Here is a 26,995-nt window from a genome sequence, read left to right as displayed (position 1 = left end):
GTCTAGGTTACCGTTCAATCGTACGGAAAAGCCTCGTCCACCGGGACGGGGCAAGGTCGTATGTGAAAAACGATGTCCGCTTGTCGCATCCCTCGTCGGCCGCAAGTCCCCCCGCGAATACGACCCTCTCCAGCACCGCGAGGCGTTAGCTTAGCGGGTGCGGAACTCTGTCGAGGTCGAAAACGTTGACTGTCGCCTTAACACGCGGGGGCGCAATGACGGATACTGGGATCTGCACTGATGAGGGACTGATGGCTGCCCGGTCCGAGGGTTTGGAGACCGAGCTCACGTCAAACCCAGTCGTGGGGCTCCTGAGAACGGTTGACTTTGCACTTACGCCCCTTGGTTCGCCGGAACATTGGGATCAGTCTTTGAAGTCGGTGACGGCGCTCATGGTCGATAGCCAGTTCCCGATGTTCGTGGCATGGGGCGACGAACTGACCTTCCTTTACAACGATGCCTATGCGCAGATACTCGGAAGCAAGCATCCGGCCGCCTTTGGGGCGCGGTTCAAGGATATCTGGCAGGAGATCTGGGAGGACATCTTTCCGCTTATCGACAGGGCGATGAAAGGCATCGCAACTTTCAGCGAGGACCTTCCGCTTGTTATGAACCGGGCGGGCTATGACGAGCAAAGTTGGTTTACCTTCTCGTATTCGCCGGTTCGCGATCATCAGGGTGTAGTGCGGGGGATGTTCTGTGCCGTCACCGAAACCACCCGGCGCGTCATGCTGGAAAAAAGACAGTCCTTCCATCTCGCGTTGGAGGAGACCCTCAGGGATATCGCCGATCCGGTTGCAGTGATGGCCGCGGCTTCCGAAGCGTTGGGCAGAGCTCTCGGCATAGCACGGGTTGGTTACGGTGAAATCGATGAAAAAGAAGAGCATGTCACCGTGGAGCGCGACTGGACGGATGGGCGCATCGCAAGTGTAGCGGGCAAATACCGCATGAATGACTTCGGTCCGCCGATCATCGACGAGCTCAAGGCCGGGCGGGTCATGTGCGTGGACGACGTGGACCGGGACCATCGGGTCGGAAGCATGGCTGCGGCGTTCCATGCAATCGGATCGAGAACAGTCTTGGCAGTGCCCCTGATCAAACATGGCCGGTTCAGAGCTATGTTGTTTCTTCACCACCCGATTCCACACAAGTGGACGGATAACGATATTGCTCTCGCGACGGAGGTTGCCGAACGGACGTGGTCAGCTGTCGAGCGCGCAAAATCAGAGGCGGAGAAGACACGTTATACGGCGCGGCTGGATTTTCTGGACGCGCTTGGCAAGGCGACATCCGCGCTTCACAACGCGGATTCCATATTGGAAACCAGCACGCGCATGCTCGGCCAACAATTAGGTGTGTCCGTTTGCGCCTACGCCGATATGGACGCAGACGAGGACGGCTTCACCATTCGAGGAGACTGGGCAGCCCCCGGTTCGGGCCACATTACTGGCCGATACCATCTCAGAGATTTTGGCCGGCTCGCTGTTGATGAGCTTTCCGCCGGCCGCCCCCTTGTCATCAATGACAATTTGAAGGAGATCGCGCCGGAAGAGGCAGCCACGTTCCAGAAAATAGGCATTGCGGCGACCATCTGCCTGCCTCTGGTTAAAGGCGGCAAACTCACAGCGCTCATGGCCGTCCATCATAAGCTGCCGCATCATTGGACCGCTCATGAAATCGCCCTTGTCCAGGAGGTCACTGACCGCTCGTGGGCTCATATCGAACGGGTCAGATCGGAGGCGGAGTTGCTGGCGAGTCAGGCCGACCTGCGTCGGGCCAACGAGGTCTTGGAGGCAACGGTCGCGGAACGTACGGGCGAACTCATGGCAGCGGAAGAATCTCTGCGCCACGCGCAGAAGATGGAAGCCGTGGGGCAGCTTGCGGGCGGGCTTGCCCACGACTTCAACAATCTTCTCGCCGGGATCCTTGGCAGTCTGGAGGTGATGAGGACCCGCTTGGCACAGGGCCGATTGAACGATATCGATCGCTTTCTGACTGCGGCAGCCGGTGCGGCCACGCGCGGCGCGTCGCTGACGCAGCGTATGCTCGCTTTCTCCCGGAGACAAACACTTGCTCCGAAGCCGACCAATGTCACCAAGCTCATCACCTCGATGGAAGAGCTGCTTCGCCGCAGCGTCGGTCCTGCCGTGGCCGTCGAGGTCGTTCAGACATCCGGGGCCTGGCCAACGCTTGTCGATCCGGGTCAGTTGGAGAGTGCGCTGCTGAACCTGTGTATCAACGGACGCGATGCGATGCCATCTGGCGGCAGGTTGACGATCGAGACAGCAAATCATTGGATTGACGATCGCATGGCGTCTCTTCTGGGGCTCAAGGCCGGGCAGTATTTATCGGTGTCTGTCTCGGATACTGGTACGGGCATGTCGGCAGAAACAGTTGCTCGCGCTTTCGATCCGTTCTTTACAACCAAGCCGATCGGCGAGGGGACCGGCCTCGGTCTTTCGATGGTATGGGGTTTCGCGGGCCAATCTGGCGGCAGCGCAAAGATCTATTCTGAGTTGGGTGAAGGTACTACCGTGTCCATCTATCTGCCAAGGTTTACGGGGGACGTCGGCTCGGAAGAGACGCTTCCCGCTGGCAGGCTGACTGCAGCAGAGCGAGGTAAAACAATCCTGCTCGTCGACGACGAGCCCCTGATCCGCATGGTCTCCGCTGAACAACTCGAGGAATTGGGTTATCTGGTGATTCAGGCCGGCGACGCTCGTGAAGCAACCGAGGTGCTGGAAACAGGCCGGCGGATCGATCTGCTGTTGACCGATGTGGGGCTGCCCAATGGCATGAATGGTCGGCAGCTCGCCGATCGTGCCCGCGAATGGCACGCAAATCTGCCAGTCCTGTTTGTCACAGGCTACGCGGAGAATGCGCTTTTAAATCACGGACATTTATCTCCGGGCATGCAGGTATTGACCAAGCCGTTCGATATGGAGGCGCTGGCAAGAAGGGTGAAGGCTTCCATTGAGGGTCAATAGATGATCTCCAGGCGCGCTTTTCACTCAAAAAGATTCCTGGCCGTATCAAAGCGAAAACTAAAGGCGGCGCCATTGCTTATCTTGTCCGTTCTCAGGCGGTCACGTCACGGGTGCCAATCTGAGGCTGGATGGAGGGTTTGGCCAGCGCAGTGGCAGCTTGCGCCTCGGCCCCATTGTTCACATTCAAATACGTTGGACCGGTATGCTCACGCGACCTCTGACACTCCCCAAGGAGGCGGTATAGGTTTGCATCCGCCAAAGGCGATACGGGCCTCGTCCTGAGGCCGACTTTAGCTCGAAGCGGCCATTAGGGAATTTCGGTGTCAAGTCTCACTGCAACTTGAACTCGCCCGCGACGCGGCGCCATTCGTTTGGCCCGATCAGCCGTTGGTGCGTGTAGCGGACGGAATGAAGCGGCCCGTCAAGCGTGGACTGCCAGAAATCCAGAAACTTATGCATCTCCGGAAAGTCCGGAGCCAGATCGTAATCCTGCCAGACATAGCTTTGCAGGACGGATTCAAAATCAGGAATGCGATAGAGGATATGCGCTGTCGTCAGCCCGTAGCCGTTCAGCTGCCGGTCGAGATCTGATAAAAATTGCATGTTTCATCTCCGTTTCATGTCGATCGAAGGTCGCGCAAAATTCTGCGACGATCAACATAATCCCGAACGCGTCCACCATTTTAATGTTCCTTTACAGGGTGTTAGCAGCCATATCGGCCGAGTGCTGATTTTTTTACGTGGCCCTCTTGAAATCGAAAAAGCGCAGAACCAGATCTTTGCGCGCAGAACGCTCGACGAGAGGTTTTGCACCCGCCCGGACTGGTCATCCGGTCCGGCCAGGGGAACAACATCGTTATTGTTTGTCCATTGGAGGAAAACATGTCGTTCCGACCGCTTCATGATCGCATTCTCGTCCGCCGGGTCGATTCGGAGGAAAAGACCAAGGGCGGCATCATCATTCCCGATACTGCCAAGGAGAAGCCGCAGGAAGGCGAGGTCATCGCCGTCGGCCCCGGCGCGCGCAGCGAAGCCGGCCAGATCCAGGCGCTCGACGTCAAGGTCGGCGATCGCATCCTGTTCGGCAAGTGGTCGGGCACCGAGATCAAGGTCAATGGCGAAGATCTGCTGATCATGAAGGAAAGCGATGTCATGGGCATCATCGAGGCCCGGGCCGCCGAAAAGATCGCCGCCTGAGGCGATTTCCGCGCATTAGTCAAAAAAGCTGCCTATTGAAGGAGTGACAGAATGGCTGCGAAAGAAGTCAAGTTTCATAGCGATGCCCGTGAACGCATGCTGCGTGGGGTCGATGTGCTGGCCAATGCGGTGAAGGTGACGCTGGGTCCGAAGGGCCGCAACGTGGTGATCGACAAGTCCTTCGGCGCCCCGCGCATCACCAAGGACGGTGTCTCGGTCGCCAAAGAAATCGAGCTCGAAGACAAGTTCGAGAACATGGGCGCCCAGATGCTGCGCGAAGTGGCATCCAAGACCAACGACCTCGCTGGTGACGGTACCACCACTGCGACGGTGCTCGCCCAGGCGATCGTCAAGGAAGGCGCCAAGGCGGTTGCATCCGGCATGAACCCGATGGACCTGAAGCGGGGCATCGATCTGGCCGTTGAAGCCATCGTCGCCGAGCTGAAGACCAATGCCCGCAAGATCTCCAACAATTCGGAAATCGCCCAGGTCGGCACGATCTCGGCCAATGGCGATTCCGAAATCGGCCGCTACCTGGCCGAAGCGATGGAGAAAGTCGGCAACGAAGGCGTCATCACGGTTGAAGAAGCCAAGACCGCCGAAACCGAGCTCGAAGTCGTCGAAGGCATGCAGTTCGACCGCGGTTATTTGAGCCCCTACTTCGTCACCAACCAGGACAAGATGCGGGTCGAGCTCGAGGATCCTTATATCCTCATTCACGAGAAGAAGCTCTCGAACCTGCAGTCGATACTGCCGGTGCTCGAAGCCGTCGTCCAGTCCGGCAAGCCGCTCCTGATCATTGCTGAAGACGTCGAAGGCGAAGCCCTTGCAACGCTCGTCGTCAACAAGCTGCGCGGCGGCCTGAAGATCGCTGCCGTCAAGGCTCCTGGCTTCGGCGACCGCCGCAAAGCCATGCTCGAAGACATCGCCATCCTGACGGGCGGCACCGTCATCTCGGAAGATCTCGGCATCAAGCTCGAGAACGTGACGCTCAACATGCTCGGTCGCGCCAAGAAGGTGGCGATCGAAAAGGAAAACACCACCATCATCGACGGCGCCGGTTCGAAGGCGGAACTCGACGGTCGCACCGCTCAGATCCGCGCCCAGATCGAGGAAACCACCTCCGACTACGACCGGGAGAAGCTGCAGGAACGCCTTGCCAAGCTCGCCGGCGGCGTTGCCGTCATTCGCGTCGGCGGCTCGACCGAGGTCGAAGTGAAGGAGAAGAAGGATCGCGTCGACGACGCGCTGCATGCGACGCGGGCGGCGGTCGAGGAAGGCATTCTGCCGGGCGGCGGCGTGGCGCTGCTGCGCGCGGTCAAGGCGCTCGACGCGATCAAGACCGCCAATGACGACCAGCGCGTCGGCGTCGACATCGTTCGCCGCGCCATCGAGGCACCGGTTCGCCAGATCGCCGAAAATGCCGGAGCCGAAGGCTCCATCATCGTCGGCAAGCTGCGCGAAAAGAGCGAGTTCTCCTACGGCTGGAACGCCCAAACGGGTGAATATGGCGACCTCTATACGCAGGGCGTGATCGATCCGGCCAAGGTCGTCCGCACCGCGCTGCAGGATGCCGCCTCCGTTGCGGGCCTGCTGGTGACGACGGAAGCGATGATCGCCGAGAAGCCGAAGAAGGAAGCCGCTCCGGCAATGCCGGCCGGCGCCGGCATGGACTTCTAAACGATTGCTCGGCCCGCCCCGCCTTCGGGGCGGGCCACCCCACATACCCTCATATGAACCAGTTCCATCAGTCGACACAATGGAGCCAAGCCATGAGAAAGGAAAACACAAGCAACTTCTCCCAGCCGCAAGCCGCCGCGGCGATCAGCGCGGCGCACCTGCTGCATCCGGCAAAACATTTCAGTCATCCCCGTGATGTGCTGACCGCCACCGACATCAGCGTTGAGGAAAAGCGGGCCATTCTCGCCGCCTGGGCATCCGATTGCTTTGCGATCGAATCGGTACCTGCACTGCGACTCTATCCCGGGGCGGAAAGAGCCGTTTCCTATGATGAGATCCTTGAGGCCCTCAAGGTGTTGGACAAAGGGGATCGGCAATCCGGCGGGCCAGGCCCATCGGCCCTCTCACATGGCAGGAGGCCCCGTCGCGGCTCCGCCGGTCAAGACTTGGGGTTGGGAAGGAGAATATGATGAAGCCCGATATGTTCAGACAGCCTGTCTCCGTTCTTGTTGGTCTTGGGTTTCCATTTGAGGTCCGCAGCGTGATGGACGCCTATCGGCATCTCACCGAGTGGCCGACGTCGTTGCGGGATAGCGCGCATTCCATCGCGCTCAAGGCGTGCGGTGCCGCGCTCCGCGGCGAGATCGAGCCGGAGACGGCGCGCGGTCTGTATGTTGCCTTCGCCGAAAAACACGATCTGCTGGCACCCGAAGACCAAGTCATTGCTGTCTCTCAGATGTCGCGGGACAGGGATCCTCGGCCATACTGAGATACAGCCGGTTATGACAGCACCTCGAGCCGCCTGGTCACGAGCGCATTTTGCTGCTGGTCGCTCGCAAATGCGCAAGCTTGCGACGCAGGCAGCGGCGAGAAATGAGCCGCTGCCGATGCGATACCATCGGCTGTTTTGAACCTGACTTTATCTCGGCTTGCCAGCGTTTGCTGCGGTCCTGCGAATTGTCTGGCTGATGATTGCGCGCAAACCGGGCGGCTCCGCCTGTCGTTTCAGCCGGTCGCTTTCACCCGATAGCCGCCGCGACGCGAAGCACGGGCTAAGCTCGGCCGAGGCGAAAAGGGCGACCTCAAGCACTGAAAGCTCTTGCGGCTCTCCATTGACGTCGCTCACCTGACGATCGGTCCGGCTATAGACCGATAACGCAGCCCAACGCCCTCAAAGGCTTATGGCTGAACTTGTCAATCCTTCGGCAACGCCATCGTTATGCACGCCGCAATCAAAGCCATGACCGCCACGGCGAGATAGATGCCGTCGAAGCTTTGGGTCGATGTCTTGATCATCCCGCCGAAGAAGTTGCCCGTGGTACCGCCGATGCCCTGCAGCACCGTGCAGATACCCAGGACGGTCACTGCAAGGCCGGGCCCGGCGCGATGCGAGACATAGACCGGCAGCAGGCCATAAATCGGGTAGAAGCCAAGCGAAAAGAAGATCGCCGACGCCAAAGCCAGTTCCATCGAGGGGTCGATGGCGATAAGAGCGCCGGCAATGAGGAAGCTCGAGTAGCAGGCCAGCATGGCATGGCGTGATCCGAGGCGTGACGAGATCGCCCCCACGATGAAACCCGCGCCGATCCCCACTGCTCCGACGGTTGCCCAGAGCCAGGAGGCGAAACCGACCGAATAGCCCAGCTCCTCCCGCAAGAACGGAGAGAGATAGGTGAGATAGGGATAGGGCATCATGCCGTTGATAAAGCCGAGCACGAAAATCAGCGCCCCCCACGGCATGATCGGACGCAGGCTTGGCGACCCATCTCCAACTGCGGTTGTTGTTTGTCCTGTTGTCTCCTGAAGGAGGCCCGCTCGACCAAAGAGGATGGCAATGGCGATAGCCAGCGTGATGGTGAGTCCGGCCGTGACGTACCAGGCTATCCGCCAGTGACCGCTGCCGGCGAACGCTGATGCAAGCCCGCTGTTGATCAGAACTCCATAGGCTGGTGCACTGGAGATCAGACTCATGGCAAGACCGCGTTGCTCGGTGGTCACGACGCGCGAGGCAAGATCGATCATCGGAACGAACGTCGATGCGCCGGTCCCGCCGGCGATCATGAGAAGGCAGGCGGTGATATAGATATTGCCGGTGGCGGCAATGCACACGAGGCAAAGCCCGCAAAGAGACACGGAGGCCACGACTGTCCGCGCGGCCCCGATCCGATGGACGAGCCAGGTGCCGAGCAACGCGAAAGCGACAGTCGAAAGTTGGACCATGCCGGTGACGACGCCCACGAATCCATAGTCGAAGCCAAGGTCACGACGCATGTCGGGGATGATCTGCGGGAAGAGGCTAAGGCCAAAACCATAGCACGTGGCAACGCAGGCGATCATGAGGGCGACAAGAATCTCACCTCTCAGGCGTAGGCTTGTCACGATGATCGGTCCCCTCGATAAACATCCGCGCATTTGCCGCGATTATCAACTACCGATCTCAGGGCAAAGGCGATTCTGGCTGTTTGATCGCAGGCATCGCGACTGGCTTGTGCGGATCGGTATCCACTTTTTCGAGGCGGTGGGTCGTTGGTCTCATTCTTCATCCTGATCGGGCGGAAATTCCAGCATTTCCAGCTCGTATTCGAGGCTGCCGATCTTATCGAACAGCGCCTGTTCGTAATTGGAAAGAACGCTGCCAAGATGCGCAAGGGCCTCCGCCTGCGGTTTCGTGCCGTCATTCGGCGTGTAGACGATTTCTCCGCCATAGGCGAGATCGATATAGCTTTGAACAAGCGCCAGTTCATTTCTGGCAAACTCGATGTTCGAGCGGATTGCTGCCAGATTCCGTTCTTCGGCCGTCGTTCCGAAGATCGTCCCAGACAGCGCCTCAAGGCGCTTTTCCTCGAACGATACGACGTTTTCCGTCATGGGGTATCCTCCTTGCTGAATGAAAGGCCATTTTCGGTGAGACAGGGGAAGCGGGTCTGGCAGCGGTCGACGCCATCTTCCGAAATCAGGCGAGGGCAGCCGAGGCTCAGCCGCCGGCGAAGCTGCTGGAACGTGAAACTCGCGCCGTACTGCTTGACCAGAGTCTTTCGGTCGAGCTCCGTGTTCCGATCACAGGCAATGCACTCGACTGAGACGACCGATCCACGGAAGTCGCGGAGCGTTGTCGGATCTTCATAGGTATTTTTTCTTATCGATGACATTTCAGAGCCTGTCGCCCGACCTCCGGTAGGCGATTGAATTCACTGGTTCTTCCGGTGGCGCAGGAAATGGGCGGGTTGTAGCCTGGCGACCACTCGCCTGTATATGCACATTGACTCACATGCCGCGTCGGAACAAATAGGGAACATACTCGCTTTCGAGCGAGATGAAAACCTATTTTGACGAAGGCTTCCGAATGGCGCAGATCAGCGCGAACCCGATCATCTCCGAACTTCGAGATCGCATTCAGCATCTCGAAGGGGCTGCAGCGCGACGAACATCCGTCCTTCCGTTCGGGCTGGCCGAGATCGATGCGCAGCTGCCGGGAGGTGGCCTGGCCTACGGCGCGCTGCATGAAGTCGCCGGCGGCGGCAACGGTGCGATCGACGGCGCGGCCGCGGCGCTCTTCATCGGCGGTATCGCGGCGCGGGCCACCGGCAAGGTGGTCTGGTGCCTCACCCGCTTCGATCTGTTCTTTCCCGCACTCGCCCAGGTCGGCCTTCACCCCGATCGTGTCATTTTCGTCGAATGCGACAAGGAAGAGACGGTGCTCGCAAGCTTCGAAGAGGCGTTGCGCTATGGCGGCCTCGGCGCCGTCGTCGCCGAGCTGGTGCGCCTGCCGATGACGGCATCGCGCCGGCTGCAGCTGGCGGCGGAAAAGTCCGGCACATTGGGGCTGGTGATCCGCCGATGGCGGCGCCAGACGGAAGCCTCCGATTTCGGCATGCCGACGGCAGCTGTGACCCGCTGGCGGATCTCGGTGCTGCCGTCCGAGCCGCTGCCCGTGCCGGGCGTCGGCCGCGCGCGGTGGCTGGCGGAGCTGATGCGGGTCAGGGCAGGCGAGGGAGGACAATTCATTATCGGAGCATGTGATGGCCAGGGTCGTATCTGTCTTTCTTCCGACACTGCCGACCGACCGGATCAGGCGCGCCGATCCTTCGCTCAATCCTGACACGCCGCTGGTGGTGATTGCCAGGAGCGGGTCGAAGCGATGGGTGGCGGCGGCCGACCGGGCAGCTGCGAAACTCGGGCTTCGCGTCGGCATGCCGGCCGCTAAGGCACAGGCGCTGGTTCAGGGATTGACGATGGTGGATGCCGATCCGGCGGCGGATCTGACGACACTGGAACGGCTGACGCTGTGGGCCTTGTCGCAATATTCTCCCGTTGTCGGCATGGATCCCCCTGATGGCATTGTCATGGATACCGAAGGTGCCGATCACCTGCAGGGCGGCGAGGACCTGATGCTCTCCGGTCTCGTCAACCGCTTCCGTGTCCGGGGTCTCGCGGCGCGCGCAGCGATCGCAGACACCTGGGGTGCGGCGCATGCGCTCGCCCGGTTTACGGATCGCGAGACAGTCATCATCCCGCGCGGCGACACCTCCAAGGCGGTCAACCGTCTGCCACTATCCTCACTGCGGCTGCCGGCCGAGATCGTCGGGAGCCTCCGAACCCTCGGCTTCGCTACCGTCGGTGATCTGGCAGTGACGCCGCGGGCGCCGCTGACGCTGCGTTTCGGCCCGGAAGTCGGACGCCGCCTCGATCAGATGTTCGGCCGGCTCGCCGAGCCCATCGACCCGATCCGGCCAGCTGATCTCGTCGAGGTGCAAAAATCCTTTGCCGAACCGATCGGCGCCCCGGAGACCATCGAGAAATATGTGAGCCGCCTGGTGCGGCAGCTCTGTCTGGAGCTCGAGAAGAAAGGACTTGGCGTGCGGCGCGCCGATCTGATCGTCCACCGCGTCGACAACACAATTCAGTCGCTCCGGGCCGGCACGGCCAAGCCTGTCCGAGATATCGCCTGGCTGACGAAACTCTTCCGCGACCGGATCGAGAAGATCGAGCCGGGCTTCGGGATCGAGAAGCTGAGCCTCGCCGCAATCGCCGCCGAACCGCTCGTTGAGGCGCAGTCGGCCTCCTCGCTGATCGAAGAGCAGATCACCGATGTAACGCCGCTGATCGACGTGCTGGGAAACCGCGGCGGTCAGCGGATTTTCCGTGTCGCGCCGGTGGCAAGCGACGTGCCGGAGCGCAGTGTCCGGCGGATCGCACCGACGGCGGACGAGGTCGGCGCCACCTGGCCACTCCATTGGCCGCGGCCGTCGCGGCTCTTGCCACACCCGGAAGCGATCGAGGTGATTGCGCTGTTGCCCGATCATCCGCCGGTTTCCTTTACCTGGCGTGGCAAGCGGCGCCGGGTGCAGCGCGCCGACGGCCCGGAGCGGATTTTCGGGGAATGGTGGCAGCGCAGCTCCGAATGGGTCGCGGTTCGAGACTATTTCGTCCTCGAGGATGATGCCGGCGAGCGTTTTTGGATTTTCCGCTCCGGCGATGGCGTCGACGCCGACACCGGATCGCACCAATGGTTCGTGCATGGGGTGTTTGCCTGATGCGCTATGCCGAACTGCAGGTCACCACGCATTTCTCGTTCCTTCGCGGCGCAAGTTCGGCCGAAGAACTCTTTGCGACCGCCAAGCTCATGGGCATCGAGGCGCTCGGCATCGTCGACCGCAACAGCCTGGCCGGCATCGTCCGGGCGCTCGAAGCCTCGCGCGCCACCGGCCTGCGGCTCGTCGTCGGTTGCCGGCTCGATCTGGCTGACGGCATGTCGATCCTCGTCTATCCCACCGACCGCACTGCCTATTCGCGGCTGACGCGGCTCTTGACGCTGGGCAAGGGCCGCGGCGGCAAAGCCAACTGCATCCTGCATCTCGAGGATGTGGCGCACTACTGCGAAGGCCTGATTGGCGTCCTTGTCCCGGATATGCCGGACGATGGCTGCGCCGTGCAGCTGAGGAAGATGGCCGAGATTTTCGGCGACCGCGCCTACGTCTCGCTCTGTCTGCGCCGGCGGCCGAACGATCAGCTGCGGCTGCACGAAATATCGAACCTGGCGGCGCAGCACCGGGTGAAGACGGTCGTCACCAATGACGTGCTGTTTCATGAACCCGGCCGGCGGCAGCTGCAGGACGTCGTCACCTGCATTCGCACCGGCACGACTATCGACGATGTCGGCTTCGAGCGAGAGCGACATGCCGATCGCTACCTGAAGCCGCCGGAAGAGATGGCGCGTCTGTTTCCACGCTACCCGGAAGCGCTGGCACGCACGGTGGAGATCGTCGAGCGCTGCAGGTTCAGTCTGGAAGAGCTCGTCTACCAATATCCCGAGGAGGCTTTGATCCCGGGCACGACGGCGCAGCAGTCGCTGGAGCACTATACCTGGGAAGGCGTGAAGACGCGTTATCCGGAAGGGCTGCCAGCGCATGTCGAGAAGACGATCCGCCATGAACTCGCTCTGATCGAGACGATGAAATATGCCCCCTATTTTTTGACGGTCTTCTCGATCGTCCGCTATGCCCGATCGCAGGGCATTCTCTGCCAGGGCAGGGGATCGGCCGCGAATTCCGCCGTCTGCTATGTGCTCGGCATCACCTCGATCGATCCTGATACCAATGATCTCCTCTTTGAGCGCTTCGTCAGCCAGGAGCGCGACGAGCCGCCCGACATCGATGTCGACTTCGAACATGAGAGGCGAGAGGAGGTGATCCAATGGATCTACAGGACCTACGGCCATGACAAGGCCGCACTCTGCTCGACAGTGACCCGCTATCGTGCCAAGGGCGCCATTCGCGATGTCGGCAAAGCGCTCGGCCTGCCCGAGGATCTCATCAAGGCGCTTTCCTCCGGCATCTGGTCCTGGTCGGAAACTGTCGGCGAGAGCCAAGTGCGTGCTCTTGGCCTAAATCCGGAGGATCGGCGTCTCGCCTTGACGCTGCGGCTTGCCTCGCAGTTGATGGGAGCACCGCGGCATCTCGGCCAGCACCCGGGTGGCTTTGTCCTCACCCATGACAGGCTGGATCATCTTGTGCCGATCGAACCGGCGGCGATGGCCGATCGCCAGGTGATTGAATGGGACAAGGATGACGTCGAGGCGCTGAAAATGATGAAGGTCGATGTCTTAGCATTGGGCATGCTGACCTGCATGGCCAAAGCCTTTGCCCTCATTGGCGCGCACAAGCATCAGGATCTCGACCTCGCCACCATCCCGCAGGAAGACGCGGCGACCTATGCGATGATCTGCAAGGCCGACACGCTCGGCACTTTCCAGATCGAGAGCCGGGCACAGATGTCTATGCTCCCACGGATGAAGCCGGAGACCTTCTATGACCTCGTCATCCAGGTGGCGATCGTCCGGCCCGGACCGATCCAGGGTGACATGGTCCATCCGTATCTGCGCCGCCGCGAGGGCAAGGAAAAGGTCGAGTATCCGACGCCCGAACTGGAGGCGGTCTTGCACAGGACACTGGGCGTTCCTCTGTTTCAGGAGTCGGCGATGAAGATCGCGATGGTCTGTGCCGGTTTCACGGGCGGCGAAGCCGACCAACTCCGGAAATCCATGGCGACGTTTAAGTTCACCGGCGGCGTCAGCAGGTTCGAGGACAAGCTCGTTTCCGGCATGATCCGCAACGGCTATTCACCGGAGTTTGCCAAACGCACCTTCGGCCAATTGGAAGGCTTCGGTTCCTATGGTTTCCCCGAAAGTCATGCTGCCAGTTTCGCGCTGATCGCCTATGCCAGCAGCTACATCAAATGCCATTTCCCCGATGTCTTCTGCGCGGCTCTCCTGAACTCGCAGCCGATGGGGTTTTATGCTCCCGCCCAGATCGTAAGCGATGCGAGGAAACACGGCGTCGAGGTGCGACCGGTCTGCATCAACCGGTCGCGTTGGGACTGCACGCTCGAGGAGATGGAGGGCACTGACCGGCATGCGGTGCGGCTCGGCATGCGGCTGGTGCGCGGCTTGGCGACGGCGGACGCCGCGCGCATTGTCGCCGCGCGGGCCGACGAGCCTTTCGCATCGGTGGATGACATGTGGCGACGGTCGGGCGTGCCGGTTGCGTCGCTTGTCGAGCTGGCGCAAGCCGACGCGTTCCTGCCATCATTGCGGCTCGAACGGCGCGATGCGCTCTGGGCGATCAAGGCGCTTCGCGACGAGCCCCTTCCTCTGTTCACGGCTGCAGCCGAACGCGAGGCGCGGGCGATCGCCGAGCAGCAGGAGCCGGACGTCGAGCTCAGGCAGATGACCGACGGCCACAACGTCGTCGAAGACTACAGCCACGTCGGGTTGACACTGCGGGACCACCCCTTGCGATTCCTGCGCGCCGATCTCACCCGGCGACGGGTCGTCACCTGTGCAGAGGCGATGAGGGCGCGCGACGGCCAGTGGCTGATGGCGGCCGGCCTGGTGCTGGTGCGGCAGCGGCCGGGTTCGGCAAAGGGCGTGATGTTCATCACCATCGAGGACGAGACCGGCATTGCCAATGTCGTCGTCTGGCCGAAGCTGTTCGAACGGGCGCGCCGGGTGGTGCTCGGCGCCAGCATGATGGCGATCAACGGCAGGATCCAGCGCGAAGGCGAGGTGGTTCACCTAGTCGCCCAGCAGCTCTTCGACCTGTCGGGTGATCTATCAGGGCTTGCGGGGCGCGACGGCACGTTTCATCCACCAACCGGGCGCGGTGACGAATTCGCCCATGGCTCTCCCGGCAGTCCCGATTCACGCGAAAAGGCGCCTCCGGCGGTTCGGGCGAGGGACATGTTCACGCCGGATCTTCATATCGATACGCTGAAGATTAAGAGCCGGAATTTTCATTGATACATGGGAGGGAACAACGGGTCGTAGGTCCGTATTGGTTCAAGGCGGAGTGTCTTTCATTTGTCGAGACCTCGCGCGCGCCGATCGACGGGTGCTGGTGGGTTCGCTTGATGACGAAAGACGGGCCGAGCGCTCCCAGTGTAGCGGCGCTGCACCATGAACGCGGCGGACTCGCTGGCACCCAGTCACAAAAAGGCCGGGCCCCGTGATGTTCCTCACGAGACCCGGGAGTCAGCCGGACAACCGGCCGCTGGGAGGTATGCTTTAGGCGTTAGGTGAGCTTGCCGACCGTCTTTTCGAGGATCGCCCACAATTCCTCACCATATTTTTCGCGCCAGCTTGTGTAGAAGCCACCGTCGCGAAGCTTCTGCCTGAACGGCTCGGTATCGGGTTGATTGAATACCAGACCCTGTTTGGCCAGGACATCTTTCAGGGACTCCGACAACTTGGCCATATCTTGACGCTCATCGAGCGCGGCTTGGTTGATGTTGCGGCTCACGACCTCCTGGACATCCGCTGGCAGGCTTTCCCAGTTGCGCTTGTTGGCAACGCAGAAGAAGGCGTCCCACATGTGCCGGGTCAATGCGCAGTATTTTTGAACCTCGACGATATTTGCAGTCTTGATGTTGGCCAGCGAATTTTCCTGTCCATCGACGACCTTAGTCTGAAGCGCCGAATAGAGTTCGTTGAAATTAATCGACGCCGGAGCTGCCCCGAACGTCTGGAACATGGAGGTCCATAACGCTCCGACTGGGACGCGGATCTTCATGCCGGCAAGATCGGCGGGCGAGTTGACTGGATGCGTGCTGGTGGTGATGTGTCGGAACCCGTTGTCCCACATCTTTTCCATAGGCAGAAGATTCACCTTTTCGATGAGCTTGTGCAGAGCGACACCGAGCTCGCCGTCCATCGTTTTCCAAATCGTGTCATAGTCCGGGAAAATGAAACCGAGACCATATATCGAGGCCGCCGGAACCATCGTGGACAGTACATTGATACCAGAGTTCAGGAACAGATCGATGCCGCCTGCTCTCACCTGCGACAGCATATCAGTGTCGCTACCAAGCTGGTTGTTCGGGTAGACCTGCAGTTCCACCCGCCCGTTTGTCTCGTGTTGGATGCGGGCTGCCGCCTCCCTTGCGCGCGTGGTGATCGGATGAGTTTCGGCCAGATTGAACGCGAACTTCAGGGAATACTCGGCTGCGGCCGCTCGCTTCATCGAAAATCCGAGCGCCGTGGCACTGAGACCGAGCGTCGTCGTCATCGTGAATGCGCGTCTTGTCAGATTTACCATTTCGTTCTCCTCCAAATAAGCTCTGTGGATTTTGGTTGGTCGAGGTCGGACTACAGGAAGCCAATCGAGAGCCACGGAACCGCGGCTACCACAGCAAGGCCTATGGCCATGGCGACGATGTAGCCGACGATCGGTTTCATGCCGGCGTCGGGGCTGACCCGGCTGATTGCACAGGCAGCGTAGTAGCCGACACCGAAGGGTGGGGCGAAGAGGCCGATACCCATCGCCAACACGACAACCATGGCGTAGTGCACCTGATGGATGCCCAACTGCTGAGCAACCGGGAACAGCAGCGGTGCGAACAGCACGATTGCGGGTATCCCCTCGAGCACACTGCCGAGGATGATGAATATGATGATCGAGACGATCATGAAGGTGACCGCACCGCCCGGAAGCGTTGAGAGATTTTGAGCCAGGGCCGTCGAGAAGCCCGATTGCGTCAGGCCCCAAGCCATCGCTGTGGCCGCGCCGATAATCAGAAGGATAGACCCGGACAGGCTCGCCGTCTCGACAAGCATCGGCTTGAGCCGGCGCCAGTCAAACTGGCGATAGAACACCAGACCCGCGACAACCGAGTAAGCAATGCCGATCGTCGAAACTTCTGTCGCCGTGGCGACACCTTCGATTACGGCTGAGCGGATAACGAACGGAAGTGCAAGGGCAGGCAGTGCAGCGAGAAGCAGCTTGCCGATCTGCCTTCGACTTGCCCTCTTGACGTGGCTCGGGTCATCGTTGCGGCAGCGCCAGCGGACCAAGAAGCAAAGGGTTACCGCAAGAATAAGGCCGGGGAGAAGGCCGCCGGTGAACAGCGCGGCGATCGATACCCCGGTTGCGGATCCCACTGTAATCAAGACGATGCTAGGCGGGATTGTCTCAGTCTGGGCGCCCGTCGCCGAGAGAAGTGCAACAAGATCGCCTTCGTCTGCGCCGCGCTCCTTCATCTCCGGAAACAACACGGGCGCGACGGCGGCCATGTCGGCGGCCTTCGATCCGGATATCCCAGATACAAGATACATCGCAGCCACCAGCACGTAGTGAAGCCCGCCGCGCACATGGCCAAGAAGGCTAGCGAGGAACGCAACCATCGCCCGCGCCATACCCGTCATCTGGATAAGTTGGCCGAGAAACACAAACAGAGGGATCGCAAGAAGGATCAGATGGCTGACACCTTCGTCGATCCTGCCGACAATGATCAGAGGCGGCGTTCTGGTGGTCAATATAAGGTAGCCGAATGTAGCGATCGCGAATGAAAAGGCGATCGGCACGCCGCCAAAAACACACGCCGCAACGCCGCCGACGAAGAAGACGAGAAGATTGAGGTTTCCGAGACCAACGAAGACCGGCTTCAGCGCCCAAAACAAGCAGAAGACCGCTGCCACGGCAGCAATCGCACCGAGCGCGAGACGGAGATTCGAGCTCTGCAGAAGCCGCAACACCGCGAAAACAAGCATCAAAGCGAAGCTCGTCGGCAACGCCGAGGCGCGCCATGAGTTCTGAATATTCATCGCGGGCGTCCAGACGTAGGACTCTTCGGTGGCATATTCCAGAGATGCGGGCAGGATCAGTACGAGAAAGGCAAGTGCCGCGGCGACTGAAACCAGTTCAACGAAGCGGCGTGTATCGCCCTTCAATGCGGTGACCACCGCCGTCATGCGCATGTGTTCCTGCCGCTGAAAAGCGACGGCCGAGCCAAGCATAGCAAGCCAGAGGAACAAGATTGACGCCAGTTCGTCCGACCAAACCAGCGGGATGTGGAATACGTACCGAGCGACGACGGCCGAAAACAGCAGAAGAATTTCGCAAAGCACCAGAAGTGCTACCGGTATCTCCAGGCACCTTACCAAGGCATGTTCAATCTTGCGTGCCATTGCTGCCAGGCTCGAGGTCCTTGCAACATCTTCGATGACTCCGTGAATAGTCATAGTGGCCTCCCCACTCGGTAAGGCCTGATCGTTTGCGTGCGGGTGCAACGCTGTCGGGTATTTCTCAAAACCTGTCCTCCCACGCTCGCGCGGGCGCACTGCTCCTGCCGGGAAAGCCGGTCAAGGTTCCGGAGTGTTCTCTAAAGTGCGTTCCCACGAATTCCGCGCACTGTGCTCCTCTGCGCGTAGGTATAAGGTATGATGTCATACCCAACATAGCAAGTTCTTTTTTACCGGCTGAGGTTCAGACCTGACTGACGGCCCCACGGCGCAGCCTCAACCGGCCATCTCGAGCACGTCGGCACTGCTCGGGATTGAATGTCTGTGGGTAGAGAGTAGACTTCGACCGATCGCCTAATATTTTCCCGGTAGGTGGTACAACCCGCCTTTACGTCAGGGGGAATGCCTGGTGCCGACAAGGTCCCGTTTAATGACCCTATCGCGAGGCCGAACCTGTTTCCCGACCTCGCGCCGTCATTAAATCCGCTTGCCGATGGATACCGCCGCCGCTTCTCCATGTATCCGCCCCAGGGCCGGATCCAGTCGATCTGAGGGATGCTCGGCAGCGGCTCACGCCGAAAGCTTGGAAATCTCTCGTTGCGGGACCCACGCCGGTGATGCAGTGGCCACAGAGAAGACTGGCTCCTCCACGCCTTTGGTATCTGCCGGCCCGGCGTCCATCTGGAACCTGGATAACATCTCGAAAAGCGAGGCTGCCTCCTTGGCGAGACTGTTAACGGCAGCGGTCGATTCTTCCACCATCGCTGCGTTTTGTTGTGTCGCTGATTCAATTTTTCCTACTGAGGAATTGATGTCCTTGAGCCCGTCCGCCTGAACGCGGGAAACTTGCGCAATGGCATCGACGTTTTGATTAACACTCTGCACCTGGACGACGATTTCGCCCAAAGCGTTGCCGGCCTGGTGTACGCGCTGGACCCCATCATTTATGTGCACGTTGGATATTTCGACCAAGGACTTGATTTCCTTCGCAGCTGCCGCAGCCCTTTGCGCCAGGTCTCTGACCTCCTGCGCTACTACCGCGAACCCACGGCCGGTCTCCCCAGCGCGAGCCGCCTCAATGCCCGCGTTCAAGGCCAAGAGGTTTGTCTGAGACGCGATTTCATCGATGACGCCGATGATATTGCCTATTTCAACCGAAGAGGACCGAATGTTCGTCATAGCCTCAACAGCCTCGCGCATTATGGTGCCGGACCTCTCGGCATTCTCCTTCGTCGCGCCGACGAGGATCCCTGCTTCGTGTGCTTTATGGCTTGCGTCCACCACCTGCCTTGTCATGTCTGCGAGGACAGACGCCGTTTCCTCGACGACTATAGCTTGCTGCTCCGTTCTCATCGCGAGTTCGTTCGAGGACGTACGGATTTCTTCGGCCCCCGCAGCAATCGCCTGCGCATTATCGTTCACTTCGGACATCGCATCGCGAAGCTGGCTGATCGCTGAATTGAAGTCCAATCTGAGCGGCTCAAGAGCCCCCGTGAAAGGCCGATTGAGCTCAACGTGCAGGTTACCCTTCGACAATTGTTTCAAAGCATCGGCAACTTGTTCGACGGCAGAACTGGTCTGTTCGGCAGTCCGCTGGCGCTCTTCCGCTTCGTGCTCCAAACGCTGCCGCTCGGCATCCTGTCGATTATGTTCGGCAATCGCGTCGCGCTCAGCCGTTTCTGACAGATGGGTCTTAAGGTCGGATATCTGTCTCGCGAGCTGACCGATTTCATCCTTCCGTCGCTCGAGCCTTCGGTCAATCTCCATGTCGCCGGCTATCATTTGACGGACTGACTGCTGTAGCTTCGCCAGGGGTGCGATGATTGAGCGGGTAGTCAGCGATGCGGCGGTTACTCCGAACAAGGCAGCTATGCCGAGCGCAGTGAGGGTCAGAGATTTAAATTCATCAGAAGCCGCTTTGACTTTGCCCCCCACGCCTTGGTTTAACGCTTGCTCATAATCGATCAACTTATTCAGAGCACCAATCCATGCCGTCAACTTGGGTCGAAGTTCATTTAAGAGCAGGGGCTTTGCCTCGTCTTTTTTTCCCTCGAGCGTAAGCTTGGTGAGTTCGGCAATGAGCGGCTCCGCTTCATTCTGAAAAGCCGTCAGACCCTCGGCGAGCCGACGCTCAGCGGCAGTGCTGGCGACATCAGAACTAACGGCCTTTTGCAACTCCGCGAAGTTGGAAGCATAGGAGGCCTGCAGCTTTTTCATCATCACGATTGTCGTCGCTTGATCCGTATTCGAGTCGGTCAAAACGATGTCGCGCAATGCCACTGCTCGATCGCGGACCGATCCCAGCATTTCGATGCCATTCCGGTATTTTTGGCTGTTACTGCCATTTATGAGGCTGAGCTTACCATTGATCTCGTCGACCTGGCTGATTGACGAAAGAGAGAGAACTCCCGTTGCGCACAACAGCAACCCGAATGCGATAGACAAACGTATCGCCACGCCAAATTTCCGTATCCTCCACATTATTTCCCCTCCGCCTGAGCAAACCTTTTGCACTGCAATTGAGGTATAACCTTATACGTAATACCTTAATCGAAATTGAAGGGCGCAAAGGCCGCGGAGAACGATCCGCTCTAGAATGCAGGATATGATCGAAAGAAACCTCACAAAAGGCTGGCGGATCTGGCGCCTTCCGTAAGCTCGGGCGGCTGAATGGCCTCAGGCTGCCACTCAGGGGCGACGACGAGCAATAGTTCGCTTACTCTGAAGATCAAGATATTATACCGCCAGCTGCGATCAATGCTTCCACCGTGTCGACATCGTGCAACGCTGAAGTGCCGATATCGAAATCGACGACGGGCACATCGGAAGCTCGGATAATATTTCTTGCGCCCAGATCGCCCTTAAGCCTCGCGACCTCGCCCAGGAGGGATCTGGGAAAGATCACGGGATTACCGCGAATGTTCCCGCAGGTCGCTCCGATAATTGATCGACCACCATGAGCAACGAAAGCCTCAATAAGCGAGTTTAAATCAGCCGTTGAAACCGACGGCATGTCGGCCAGCATGACCAGTGTTCCCTGCGCCGATCGAACTTGGGGCGTCATGATCCCGGTTATCAAAGAACTCGACATCCCGCTGGCGAAATCGGGGTTGTGCGCAATGCTGATTGGAAGGCCGGAGAGAGCTGAAATCAACTCCGGAGCTCGAAAACCGACGACCGCGGTAACGGAACGAGCCCTGCTTTCACAGGCGCGCACGGCACTTCGCCTGACAAGTGGAATACCATCGAACAATGCCAGGAGCTTGCTGTCTGTGGCGGCCCCATAGCGACGTGCCTGTCCTGCGGCGAGCAGTACAACAGCCACCTCTGAAGGGTCAGCAATCCTTTCCATATTGCCTCCTAGGGTCACGGCGCATTTACCTCGCCCCCAACTATATCACTTGAGACTAGCAATGGGTCCGTTTCCGATTGAACATGCAACCTCCTTATGACGCAGAAAGCTTTCATTATTAGACCTGATACCCTATATGTATGGTGTGAACAGTCAACTCATTCGCGCTCGTGGTCAGTCGCTATCCGATGAACAAGATTATAAAGATGCCCATGAATATTGCCTCCCCGCCCGATGTTGAAAAACCCTTGCTGATGCAGCGACAGTCATCAGTTCGGCGAACGATGGAGATTGTATTCGAGACCTGGAACTTCCTGATACTTCGAGAAGCTTATTTCGGCGTGCGCCGGTTTGACAAATTTCAGCAGCGTCTGGGAATTCCACGGCAAACGCTTTCATCCCGACTCTCGAGCCTTGTGGCAAATGAGATCCTCAGCACCGGAAAGCGGCCCAACGAGCCGGGGCAACAGTATTTTCTGACGCTCCGAGGTAAAGATCTTTTTCCGACGATGCTTTCGCTCATGGAGTTCGGCGACAAGTGGTTGACGGGGGGCAACGAAGCCCCGCTACAGCTGATTCATAAAAGTTGTGGGTGTGAATGCCATCCGATTACTGTCTGCTGCGAGTGTCTCGAACCTTTTACGGCTAAAGAAGTTGCGCCGCGCGACGGACCGGGCGCGGGATATGCTCCGGTCGAGACGCGCCCAACATCTCGCAGAAGCTCAGATTCGACACTTTTGGAAAGAGTGCGGCCGTGCTCCGTCGCGCGGACGCTGGCGATCATCGGCGATCGTTGGAGCTTCCTCATTCTGAGAGAAGGCTGGTTCGGTGTTCGCCGCTTCGAGGAAATGCGGGAGAATCTCGGAATTGCCACCAACATTCTTGCGGACCGTCTCGCCCGGCTCGTACAGGCAGGGGTATTGCGTAAAGTTCCCTATAATGCGGGCGAACGCTTCGAGTATCGCTTTACGGAAATGGGTCTCGATCTGTACAGGCCCATGCTCGTCATGATGGCTTGGGGAGACAGGTGGCTCGCAGACGGCAAGCCACCAATGCGGCTTCGGCATAAGGCCTGCGGACAGGATTTTTCCGCCATCGTGGTCTGCTCCGAGTGCAAGAAACCCATCTCCTCCAAGGACACCGACTATGTCCTGAGGTACCCTTTCGACCTTTGAAGGGTCTTTTATCCCACAAGGCAAAAACGCGAAAGTGTCAATCCGGCGCATCGGGGGACAGTCTGGTGTGGCGAAGCATCTGGAAAATGCGCTCTGGAGTAACTGGCAGCGTGTCCACGGACACGCCGAGGTGAGAAAGCGCGTCCGAGACGGCGTTTGCGATCGCCGCCGGCGCGCCGATCGTGCCACCTTCGCCCATGCCGCGAAAGCCGCCGATATTATTCGGCAGATCTGCTTCGATATGGACGATACCGATATCGGGAACGCTACTGGCGACCGGGACGAGATAGTCGGCAAAGCTTGCGGCAACTGCCTGTCCCTGGTCGTCATGGACGATTTCCTCAAGCAACGCAGCACCGATACCTTGGGCCACTGCGCCGTGGATCTGCCCGTCCACGATCATCGGATTGATGATCCTGCCGCAATCCTCCGCCACGACATAACGCAGGATTTTCACGCTGTAGGTTTCAGGATCGACCTCGACCATCGCAAGATGCGTCGAGGAGCAGGCGGTTCCGAGATAGGGATCGTAGGTTTCAGAAGCCGTAAGATCCTCACGCTGGTCTCTTGGAATGCGCCCCATCTGCGTATAGACCGCAGAAGCGATTTCCTTAAGTGTCGTGGTCAGGTTCGAGTTTCTGCTGGTAACAATGCCATCATGTATGTCGAGATCCTCGGCACTTTGCTCCATCAGGTAGGCGGCAGCGCGCAAGACCTTAGCTTTCACATTGCGAGCTGCAAGCGTGGCTGCGCCGCCGCCCAGAACCGCCGAACGGCTGGCATAGGTCCCACTGGACATGGGAACCAGCGAACTATCTCCATGCTTGATCTCGATATCCTCGAGCTTGCAGCCGAGCTCGTCAACAATGACTTGCGCCAGTGTCGTCTCGAGCCCCTGACCGTGCGAGGAGATCCCGAATGCCGCGGTAATCGCGCCGGTGGCGTCGATTTCGATCTTCGAGGTTTCCGTTCCGGTGTTGATCGGCATCCCCGGCGCCACCGAGATACGCGAGCCAATGCCGGTCAACTCGGCATAGCTCGCCAGACCGATTCCGATCCATCGGCCCTCCTTTCTGGCTTTGTCTCTTTCGCGCTTGAGAGCGGGGTAATCCACATGATCGCACGCTCCTTGGAGGCATTCATGGAAGGCTGACTTGTCCCAGATAATGCCGGAAGCAGTGCGATAGGGGAATTCTTCGGGCCGAACGAGGTTCTTGCGGCGGAACTCGACCGGGTCCATGCCGAGCTTGCGGCTCGCCATCTCGATAAGCCTTTCCATCGCGAAGGTCGAGGAAGGGCGGCCAACACCACGATAAGGACCGGTTGGGGGTTTTGGTGTGAGGACACCCTGGATCCGGCCCCGGTAATGCTCCATCCGATAAGGCCCGGGCAGGAAGCTGACGACCTGCACCGTCTCAAGTGCGGCGGTCCACGGGTAGATCGAGTAGGCTCCGACATCGCCGATCACGTCTGCGCGCAGGCCGATCAGCATGCCGTCTTTGGTTACCGCCAGCTCGGCCTCGATCAGTTCGTCGAAGGCCTGACTGGTCGCGGAAAGATCTTCCAGCCGATCGCTGATGAACTTGATTGGCCGCTTCAGCTTCCTTGCCAGCGCGCAAACAAGAATTTCTTCGCCGTAGAGCGACCCCTTGCCGCCGAAGCTGCCTCCCACATCGGGGGCAACTACGCGCATGCGTGTTCCTGGGAGGTCGAGGCAGCCCGAAAGCACATCGCGGATCACGCCTGGAATATTGGAGGATGTGTAAAGCGTGAGCGATTGTTTCCGGCTGTCCCATTCGGCGAGATAGGACCGGTTCTCCATGGCAGCGGCTGTCTTCCGCGTCATCCGAAACTTGCCTTTCACGGTGACCGCTGCATCCTGGAATGCCGCGTCGACGTCGCCACGTTTGAACTCGCGGCGAATGATCGTGTTGGTGCCGGCCTCCTCATGCAGGAGGGGGGCATCGTCCTTCACCGCATCGACCTGTCTGATAGCGAAGGGCAGTGGCTCGTACTCGATAGTGATGTGTTCAAGCGCGTCTTCCGCCGCGTACCGGCTTTCGGCCACAATCGCGACGACCGGCTCGCCTACATATCGAACTTTTCCGCGTGCGAGCGGCCATATGGGGGTGGCGTAATAACCAGGCATGCGCGAGGTCGGGATGGCCGGTTTGATCTCTCCTTCCAGGTCGCTCGCGTCATAGATCGCGACGACGCCGGGAACCGAGAACGCATCGCCGACATCGATGTTCAGGATTCGGGCATATGGCTGGTCGGAGCGTCGCAATGCGACATGCAACATACCAGCTGGCGCCAGGTCATCGACATACTGACCAACACCCGTCAGCAGACGTGGATCTTCGGTGCGCTTGACCCGCTTGCCGACAAGTTTGGGCCTCAGCTCGACGGAATGGTCCCGATGGCTCATTCGTAGAACTCCACACCCTTTCGCAACTCTTGCCATTGCGCGTCGTCGTGGCCGGAAATGATTTTAGCTCCCCGCTCCCGAAGAGCTTTCAGGCGAGCGAGTGCCTCTGCGGCCAGCTCAATGTTCCACGTATTTTTCGGAGCGATACCGGTATCGATATTCGACTGGAGCGGCGCAGCATCTGAAGCGAGTATAAATGAACCGTCTTTTTCTAGCTCGACACGGGCGACGGTCATTCCTGGGGTATGACCCGGCATGGGCAGTAAGATGATGCGCCCGTCGCCAAAGACGTCATGCTCCGCATTGAAAGTCTGGAAACCCTGGGGCTGGTCCCATTCTCCTCGAAGATAGCCTAGATTCTCTGCACCGCTTGCCGTTGCAGCCTGCGTCTCCGCCTCGTGGCAGAGGATCGTTGCGCGCCGAAAGTACGCGTTGCAGCCGCAATGATCGGGATGCAGATGTGAACAGATCACAACATCTATGTCCTCCGGATCGAGAGCAAGAGTCTTCAACTGATGAACGACCGTCTGCTCAGGTGAAAAGATCGGGGTCATAACCTTGCTCAAACCGCCCCATCGCGCGCCCGGATCGATGGCGGCCTCCGGATTGCATCCGCTATCGAACAGCACGTTGCCTTGAGGATGGCGCAACAGGGTGGCGTGAACCGGCAACTCGATCGCTTCTTCCTTCAGCGCCCCGGGGACGTAGATGGACCGGCGCATACGAAGCCGGCCGCCGTCAAGAAAATGCATCTTCATCTCAGAGGTCCTCTCTCCTTAGCCAGTTCGCGGACGGCGTTGACGATGTTTTCATAGCCCGTACAGCGACAGATGTTCCCCGACAGCGCTTCCCTGATCTCCTCATCGGTTTCCAGCGGATGGTGGCGAAGAAGGTCGGTGATCGCCATGATGAAGCCGGGCGTACAGAATCCGCATTGCAGGCCATGATGCTGGCGGAACGCTTCTTGGATTCGCCCGAGTTTATCGACGCTTCCCTGGCCTTCGATGGTTTCGATTTCGCTCCCGTCCGCCTGCACTGCAAGCGTCAGACAGGAGCGTGCGCTCCTTCCATCGAGAATGACGGTGCAGGCACCGCAAACGCCATGTTCGCACCCGACATGGGTTCCGGTCAGGCAAAGGTCCTGGCGCAGGAAGTCGCTCAGCAGCATTCGTGCTTCGATCGTGCGCGTCATACACACGCCGTTGACGCCGACGGTGATCGTCTTCTCACTCATCTTGCTTGAAGCCTTTCGTGGTTCGCGCGGCTCCAGGCGGCGCGAAGGGCTCGTTTGGCGAGGACACCGGAGAGATGTCTACGGAAATCCGCAGAGGCATGGATATCCGTGTTGGGCGTGAGGATCCCAGCCAGGCGATCCGCCACCATATCGAGAACCGGCTCGGAAACATCCGTCCCCTCGATGATGCCCTCGATCTCTTCAAGCCGCAGCGGGGTTTCACCAACGCCCATCATGCCAACGCGAACGTCAGACGCCATGCCATCTACACGATGCAGCGTCGTCGCAAAGCAGGCGAGTGCGAAGTCCCCGTGGCGTTTTGCAAACTCCTCAAATCCCCATCCGGCATCCGGTCTCATCGCGTCGAGCTCGACGCGAATTACAAACTCGTCCGGTTCCAGCGAGTTGACCAGCGATCCGACAAAAAATTCGGCTGCAGGTATTTCGCGTCTACCGCGCTGAGAGTAGGCGATAACCGTCCCATCGAGAAACCGTGTCATCATCGGCATCTCGGTCGCTGGATCCGCATGCGCGACGCTGCCGCAGAAGGTACCGCGGTTGCGCACTGTCATATGCGCGACGTGATGCATCGCCTCATGCACGATTGGCAAGTGTTGGCGGATGATCGCGTCTGTCGCGGTCGTGTGATGGCGTACTGTCGCGCCGATCCTCACCCGATCTCCGTGCAGTTCGATCCGATCGAGGCCCGCCACCCGGTTGATGTCGATGAGGATGGTCGGTTTTACCAGCCGAAAATTAATCATCGGCATGAGGCTCTGGCCCCCCGCGATGATCTTACCGTCTCCCTCGGCCGCCGCAAGTGCCGCGGCGACCTCATCGATCGTGGTGGGCGCGATGTAGTCAAACGGCGCGGGCTTCATCTCGGCTGCGACCTCACCTGCGAAACTAACTTCCTCGACACGTATTGT

General features: G+C 59.4%; 20 protein-coding genes. 9 read left to right on the top strand and 11 right to left on the bottom strand.

Annotated features, from left to right (window positions below; genetic code table 11):
• Positions 1 to 371 precede the first annotated feature (371 nt).
• On the top strand, positions 372 to 2,987 hold the full coding sequence (locus ATY77_RS19085) for a GAF domain-containing protein (RefSeq protein ID WP_245314375.1): 2,616 nt from the start codon (positions 372 to 374) through the stop codon (positions 2,985 to 2,987).
• Between the two features lie 330 nt (positions 2,988 to 3,317).
• Here ATY77_RS19085 and ATY77_RS19080 read toward each other — a convergent pair whose 3' ends face one another.
• Positions 3,318 to 3,590: an usg protein gene (locus tag ATY77_RS19080; protein ID WP_088688570.1), complete on the bottom strand. Its 273-nt coding sequence runs from the start codon at positions 3,588 to 3,590 to the stop codon at positions 3,318 to 3,320.
• A 279-nt stretch (positions 3,591 to 3,869) separates the two neighbouring features.
• Between ATY77_RS19080 and groES the strand changes: the two genes are divergently transcribed.
• The 4 genes from groES to ATY77_RS19060 all read left to right on the top strand — a co-directional run bounded on the left by groES (position 3,870) and on the right by ATY77_RS19060 (position 6,633).
• A complete protein-coding gene (gene groES / locus ATY77_RS19075) occupies positions 3,870 to 4,184 on the top strand; it encodes a co-chaperone GroES (protein ID WP_088688569.1) in 315 nt (104 codons plus the stop codon).
• A 51-nt stretch (positions 4,185 to 4,235) separates the two neighbouring features.
• Positions 4,236 to 5,864, top strand: coding sequence for a chaperonin GroEL (gene groL, locus ATY77_RS19070; RefSeq protein ID WP_088688568.1), 1,629 nt, complete (start codon positions 4,236 to 4,238; stop codon positions 5,862 to 5,864).
• Positions 5,865 to 5,956: 92 nt separating this feature from the next.
• Positions 5,957 to 6,334, top strand: a complete 378-nt coding sequence (locus ATY77_RS19065; RefSeq protein ID WP_088688567.1) for a hypothetical protein — start codon at positions 5,957 to 5,959, stop codon at positions 6,332 to 6,334.
• Complete coding sequence (locus tag ATY77_RS19060; RefSeq protein WP_088688566.1) at positions 6,334 to 6,633, top strand: DUF982 domain-containing protein; 300 nt, start codon at positions 6,334 to 6,336, stop codon at positions 6,631 to 6,633. The genes ATY77_RS19065 and ATY77_RS19060 overlap by 1 nt, the downstream gene beginning before the upstream one ends.
• Before the next feature lie 425 nt (positions 6,634 to 7,058).
• Here the strand turns inward: ATY77_RS19060 and ATY77_RS19055 are convergent, their stop codons facing one another.
• Together ATY77_RS19055 and ATY77_RS19050 are read right to left on the bottom strand one after the other, a co-directional pair.
• Positions 7,059 to 8,243: an MFS transporter gene (locus tag ATY77_RS19055; protein WP_245314374.1), complete on the bottom strand. Its 1,185-nt coding sequence runs from the start codon at positions 8,241 to 8,243 to the stop codon at positions 7,059 to 7,061.
• A 153-nt stretch (positions 8,244 to 8,396) separates the two neighbouring features.
• Positions 8,397 to 8,732 carry a hypothetical protein gene (locus ATY77_RS19050; protein WP_088688564.1) on the bottom strand — a complete coding sequence of 112 codons (336 nt, stop codon included), beginning with the start codon at positions 8,730 to 8,732 and terminating at the stop codon, positions 8,397 to 8,399.
• Positions 8,733 to 9,207: 475 nt separating this feature from the next.
• Between ATY77_RS19050 and ATY77_RS19040 the strand changes: the two genes are divergently transcribed.
• Genes ATY77_RS19040 through ATY77_RS19030 form a run of 3 tightly spaced genes read left to right on the top strand, consistent with a single transcriptional unit; the run spans position 9,208 to position 14,661 of the window.
• Complete coding sequence (locus ATY77_RS19040) at positions 9,208 to 9,963, top strand: ImuA family protein (protein ID WP_088688612.1); 756 nt, start codon at positions 9,208 to 9,210, stop codon at positions 9,961 to 9,963.
• Positions 9,884 to 11,398 carry a DNA polymerase Y family protein gene (locus ATY77_RS19035; protein ID WP_190237663.1) on the top strand — a complete coding sequence of 505 codons (1,515 nt, stop codon included), beginning with the start codon at positions 9,884 to 9,886 and terminating at the stop codon, positions 11,396 to 11,398. Before ATY77_RS19040 ends, ATY77_RS19035 begins: the two co-directional genes overlap by 80 nt.
• Positions 11,398 to 14,661: an error-prone DNA polymerase gene (locus tag ATY77_RS19030; RefSeq protein ID WP_088688562.1), complete on the top strand. Its 3,264-nt coding sequence runs from the start codon at positions 11,398 to 11,400 to the stop codon at positions 14,659 to 14,661. Before ATY77_RS19035 ends, ATY77_RS19030 begins: the two co-directional genes overlap by 1 nt.
• A 271-nt stretch (positions 14,662 to 14,932) precedes the next feature.
• Here ATY77_RS19030 and ATY77_RS19025 read toward each other — a convergent pair whose 3' ends face one another.
• The 4 genes from ATY77_RS19025 to ATY77_RS19010 form a co-directional block, all read right to left on the bottom strand.
• A complete protein-coding gene (locus ATY77_RS19025; RefSeq protein ID WP_190237670.1) occupies positions 14,933 to 15,925 on the bottom strand; it encodes a TRAP transporter substrate-binding protein in 993 nt (330 codons plus the stop codon).
• Between the two features lie 80 nt (positions 15,926 to 16,005).
• Positions 16,006 to 17,823: a TRAP transporter large permease subunit gene (locus ATY77_RS19020; protein ID WP_210199546.1), complete on the bottom strand. Its 1,818-nt coding sequence runs from the start codon at positions 17,821 to 17,823 to the stop codon at positions 16,006 to 16,008.
• A gap of 624 nt (positions 17,824 to 18,447) precedes the next feature.
• On the bottom strand, positions 18,448 to 20,334 hold the full coding sequence (locus ATY77_RS19015; RefSeq protein ID WP_245314373.1) for a methyl-accepting chemotaxis protein: 1,887 nt from the start codon (positions 20,332 to 20,334) through the stop codon (positions 18,448 to 18,450).
• Between the two features lie 271 nt (positions 20,335 to 20,605).
• Entirely contained in the window at positions 20,606 to 21,229 is a 624-nt protein-coding gene (locus ATY77_RS19010; RefSeq protein WP_088688558.1) for a nucleotidyltransferase family protein, read from the bottom strand.
• 212 nt (positions 21,230 to 21,441) lie between these two features.
• Here ATY77_RS19010 and ATY77_RS19005 point away from each other — a divergent pair, with 212 nt between their 5' ends.
• Complete coding sequence (locus tag ATY77_RS19005; protein WP_245314372.1) at positions 21,442 to 22,404, top strand: helix-turn-helix domain-containing protein; 963 nt, start codon at positions 21,442 to 21,444, stop codon at positions 22,402 to 22,404.
• A 37-nt stretch (positions 22,405 to 22,441) separates the two neighbouring features.
• Here ATY77_RS19005 and ATY77_RS19000 read toward each other — a convergent pair whose 3' ends face one another.
• The 4 genes from ATY77_RS19000 to ATY77_RS18985 are packed head-to-tail and all read right to left on the bottom strand — an operon-like array spanning position 22,442 to position 26,947.
• Positions 22,442 to 24,832, bottom strand: coding sequence for a xanthine dehydrogenase family protein molybdopterin-binding subunit (locus ATY77_RS19000; protein WP_088688557.1), 2,391 nt, complete (start codon positions 24,830 to 24,832; stop codon positions 22,442 to 22,444).
• Positions 24,829 to 25,590, bottom strand: coding sequence for an N-acyl homoserine lactonase family protein (locus tag ATY77_RS18995; protein WP_088688556.1), 762 nt, complete (start codon positions 25,588 to 25,590; stop codon positions 24,829 to 24,831). Before ATY77_RS18995 ends, ATY77_RS19000 begins: the two co-directional genes overlap by 4 nt.
• Positions 25,587 to 26,066 (bottom strand): (2Fe-2S)-binding protein, encoded by a 480-nt coding sequence (locus ATY77_RS18990; protein WP_088688555.1) that lies wholly within the window; start codon positions 26,064 to 26,066, stop codon positions 25,587 to 25,589. Before ATY77_RS18990 ends, ATY77_RS18995 begins: the two co-directional genes overlap by 4 nt.
• Positions 26,063 to 26,947, bottom strand: a complete 885-nt coding sequence (locus ATY77_RS18985) for an FAD binding domain-containing protein (RefSeq protein ID WP_088688554.1) — start codon at positions 26,945 to 26,947, stop codon at positions 26,063 to 26,065. The genes ATY77_RS18990 and ATY77_RS18985 overlap by 4 nt, the downstream gene beginning before the upstream one ends.
• Between the last annotated feature and the right edge of the window lie 48 nt (positions 26,948 to 26,995).

Source organism: Rhizobium sp. R634 (genome assembly GCF_002211305.1).
Classification (GTDB): Bacteria; Pseudomonadota; Alphaproteobacteria; order Rhizobiales; family Rhizobiaceae; genus Rhizobium.
The sequence above is the reverse complement of the archived record's forward strand: the minus strand, read 5'-3'. Positions and strand labels throughout refer to the sequence as shown.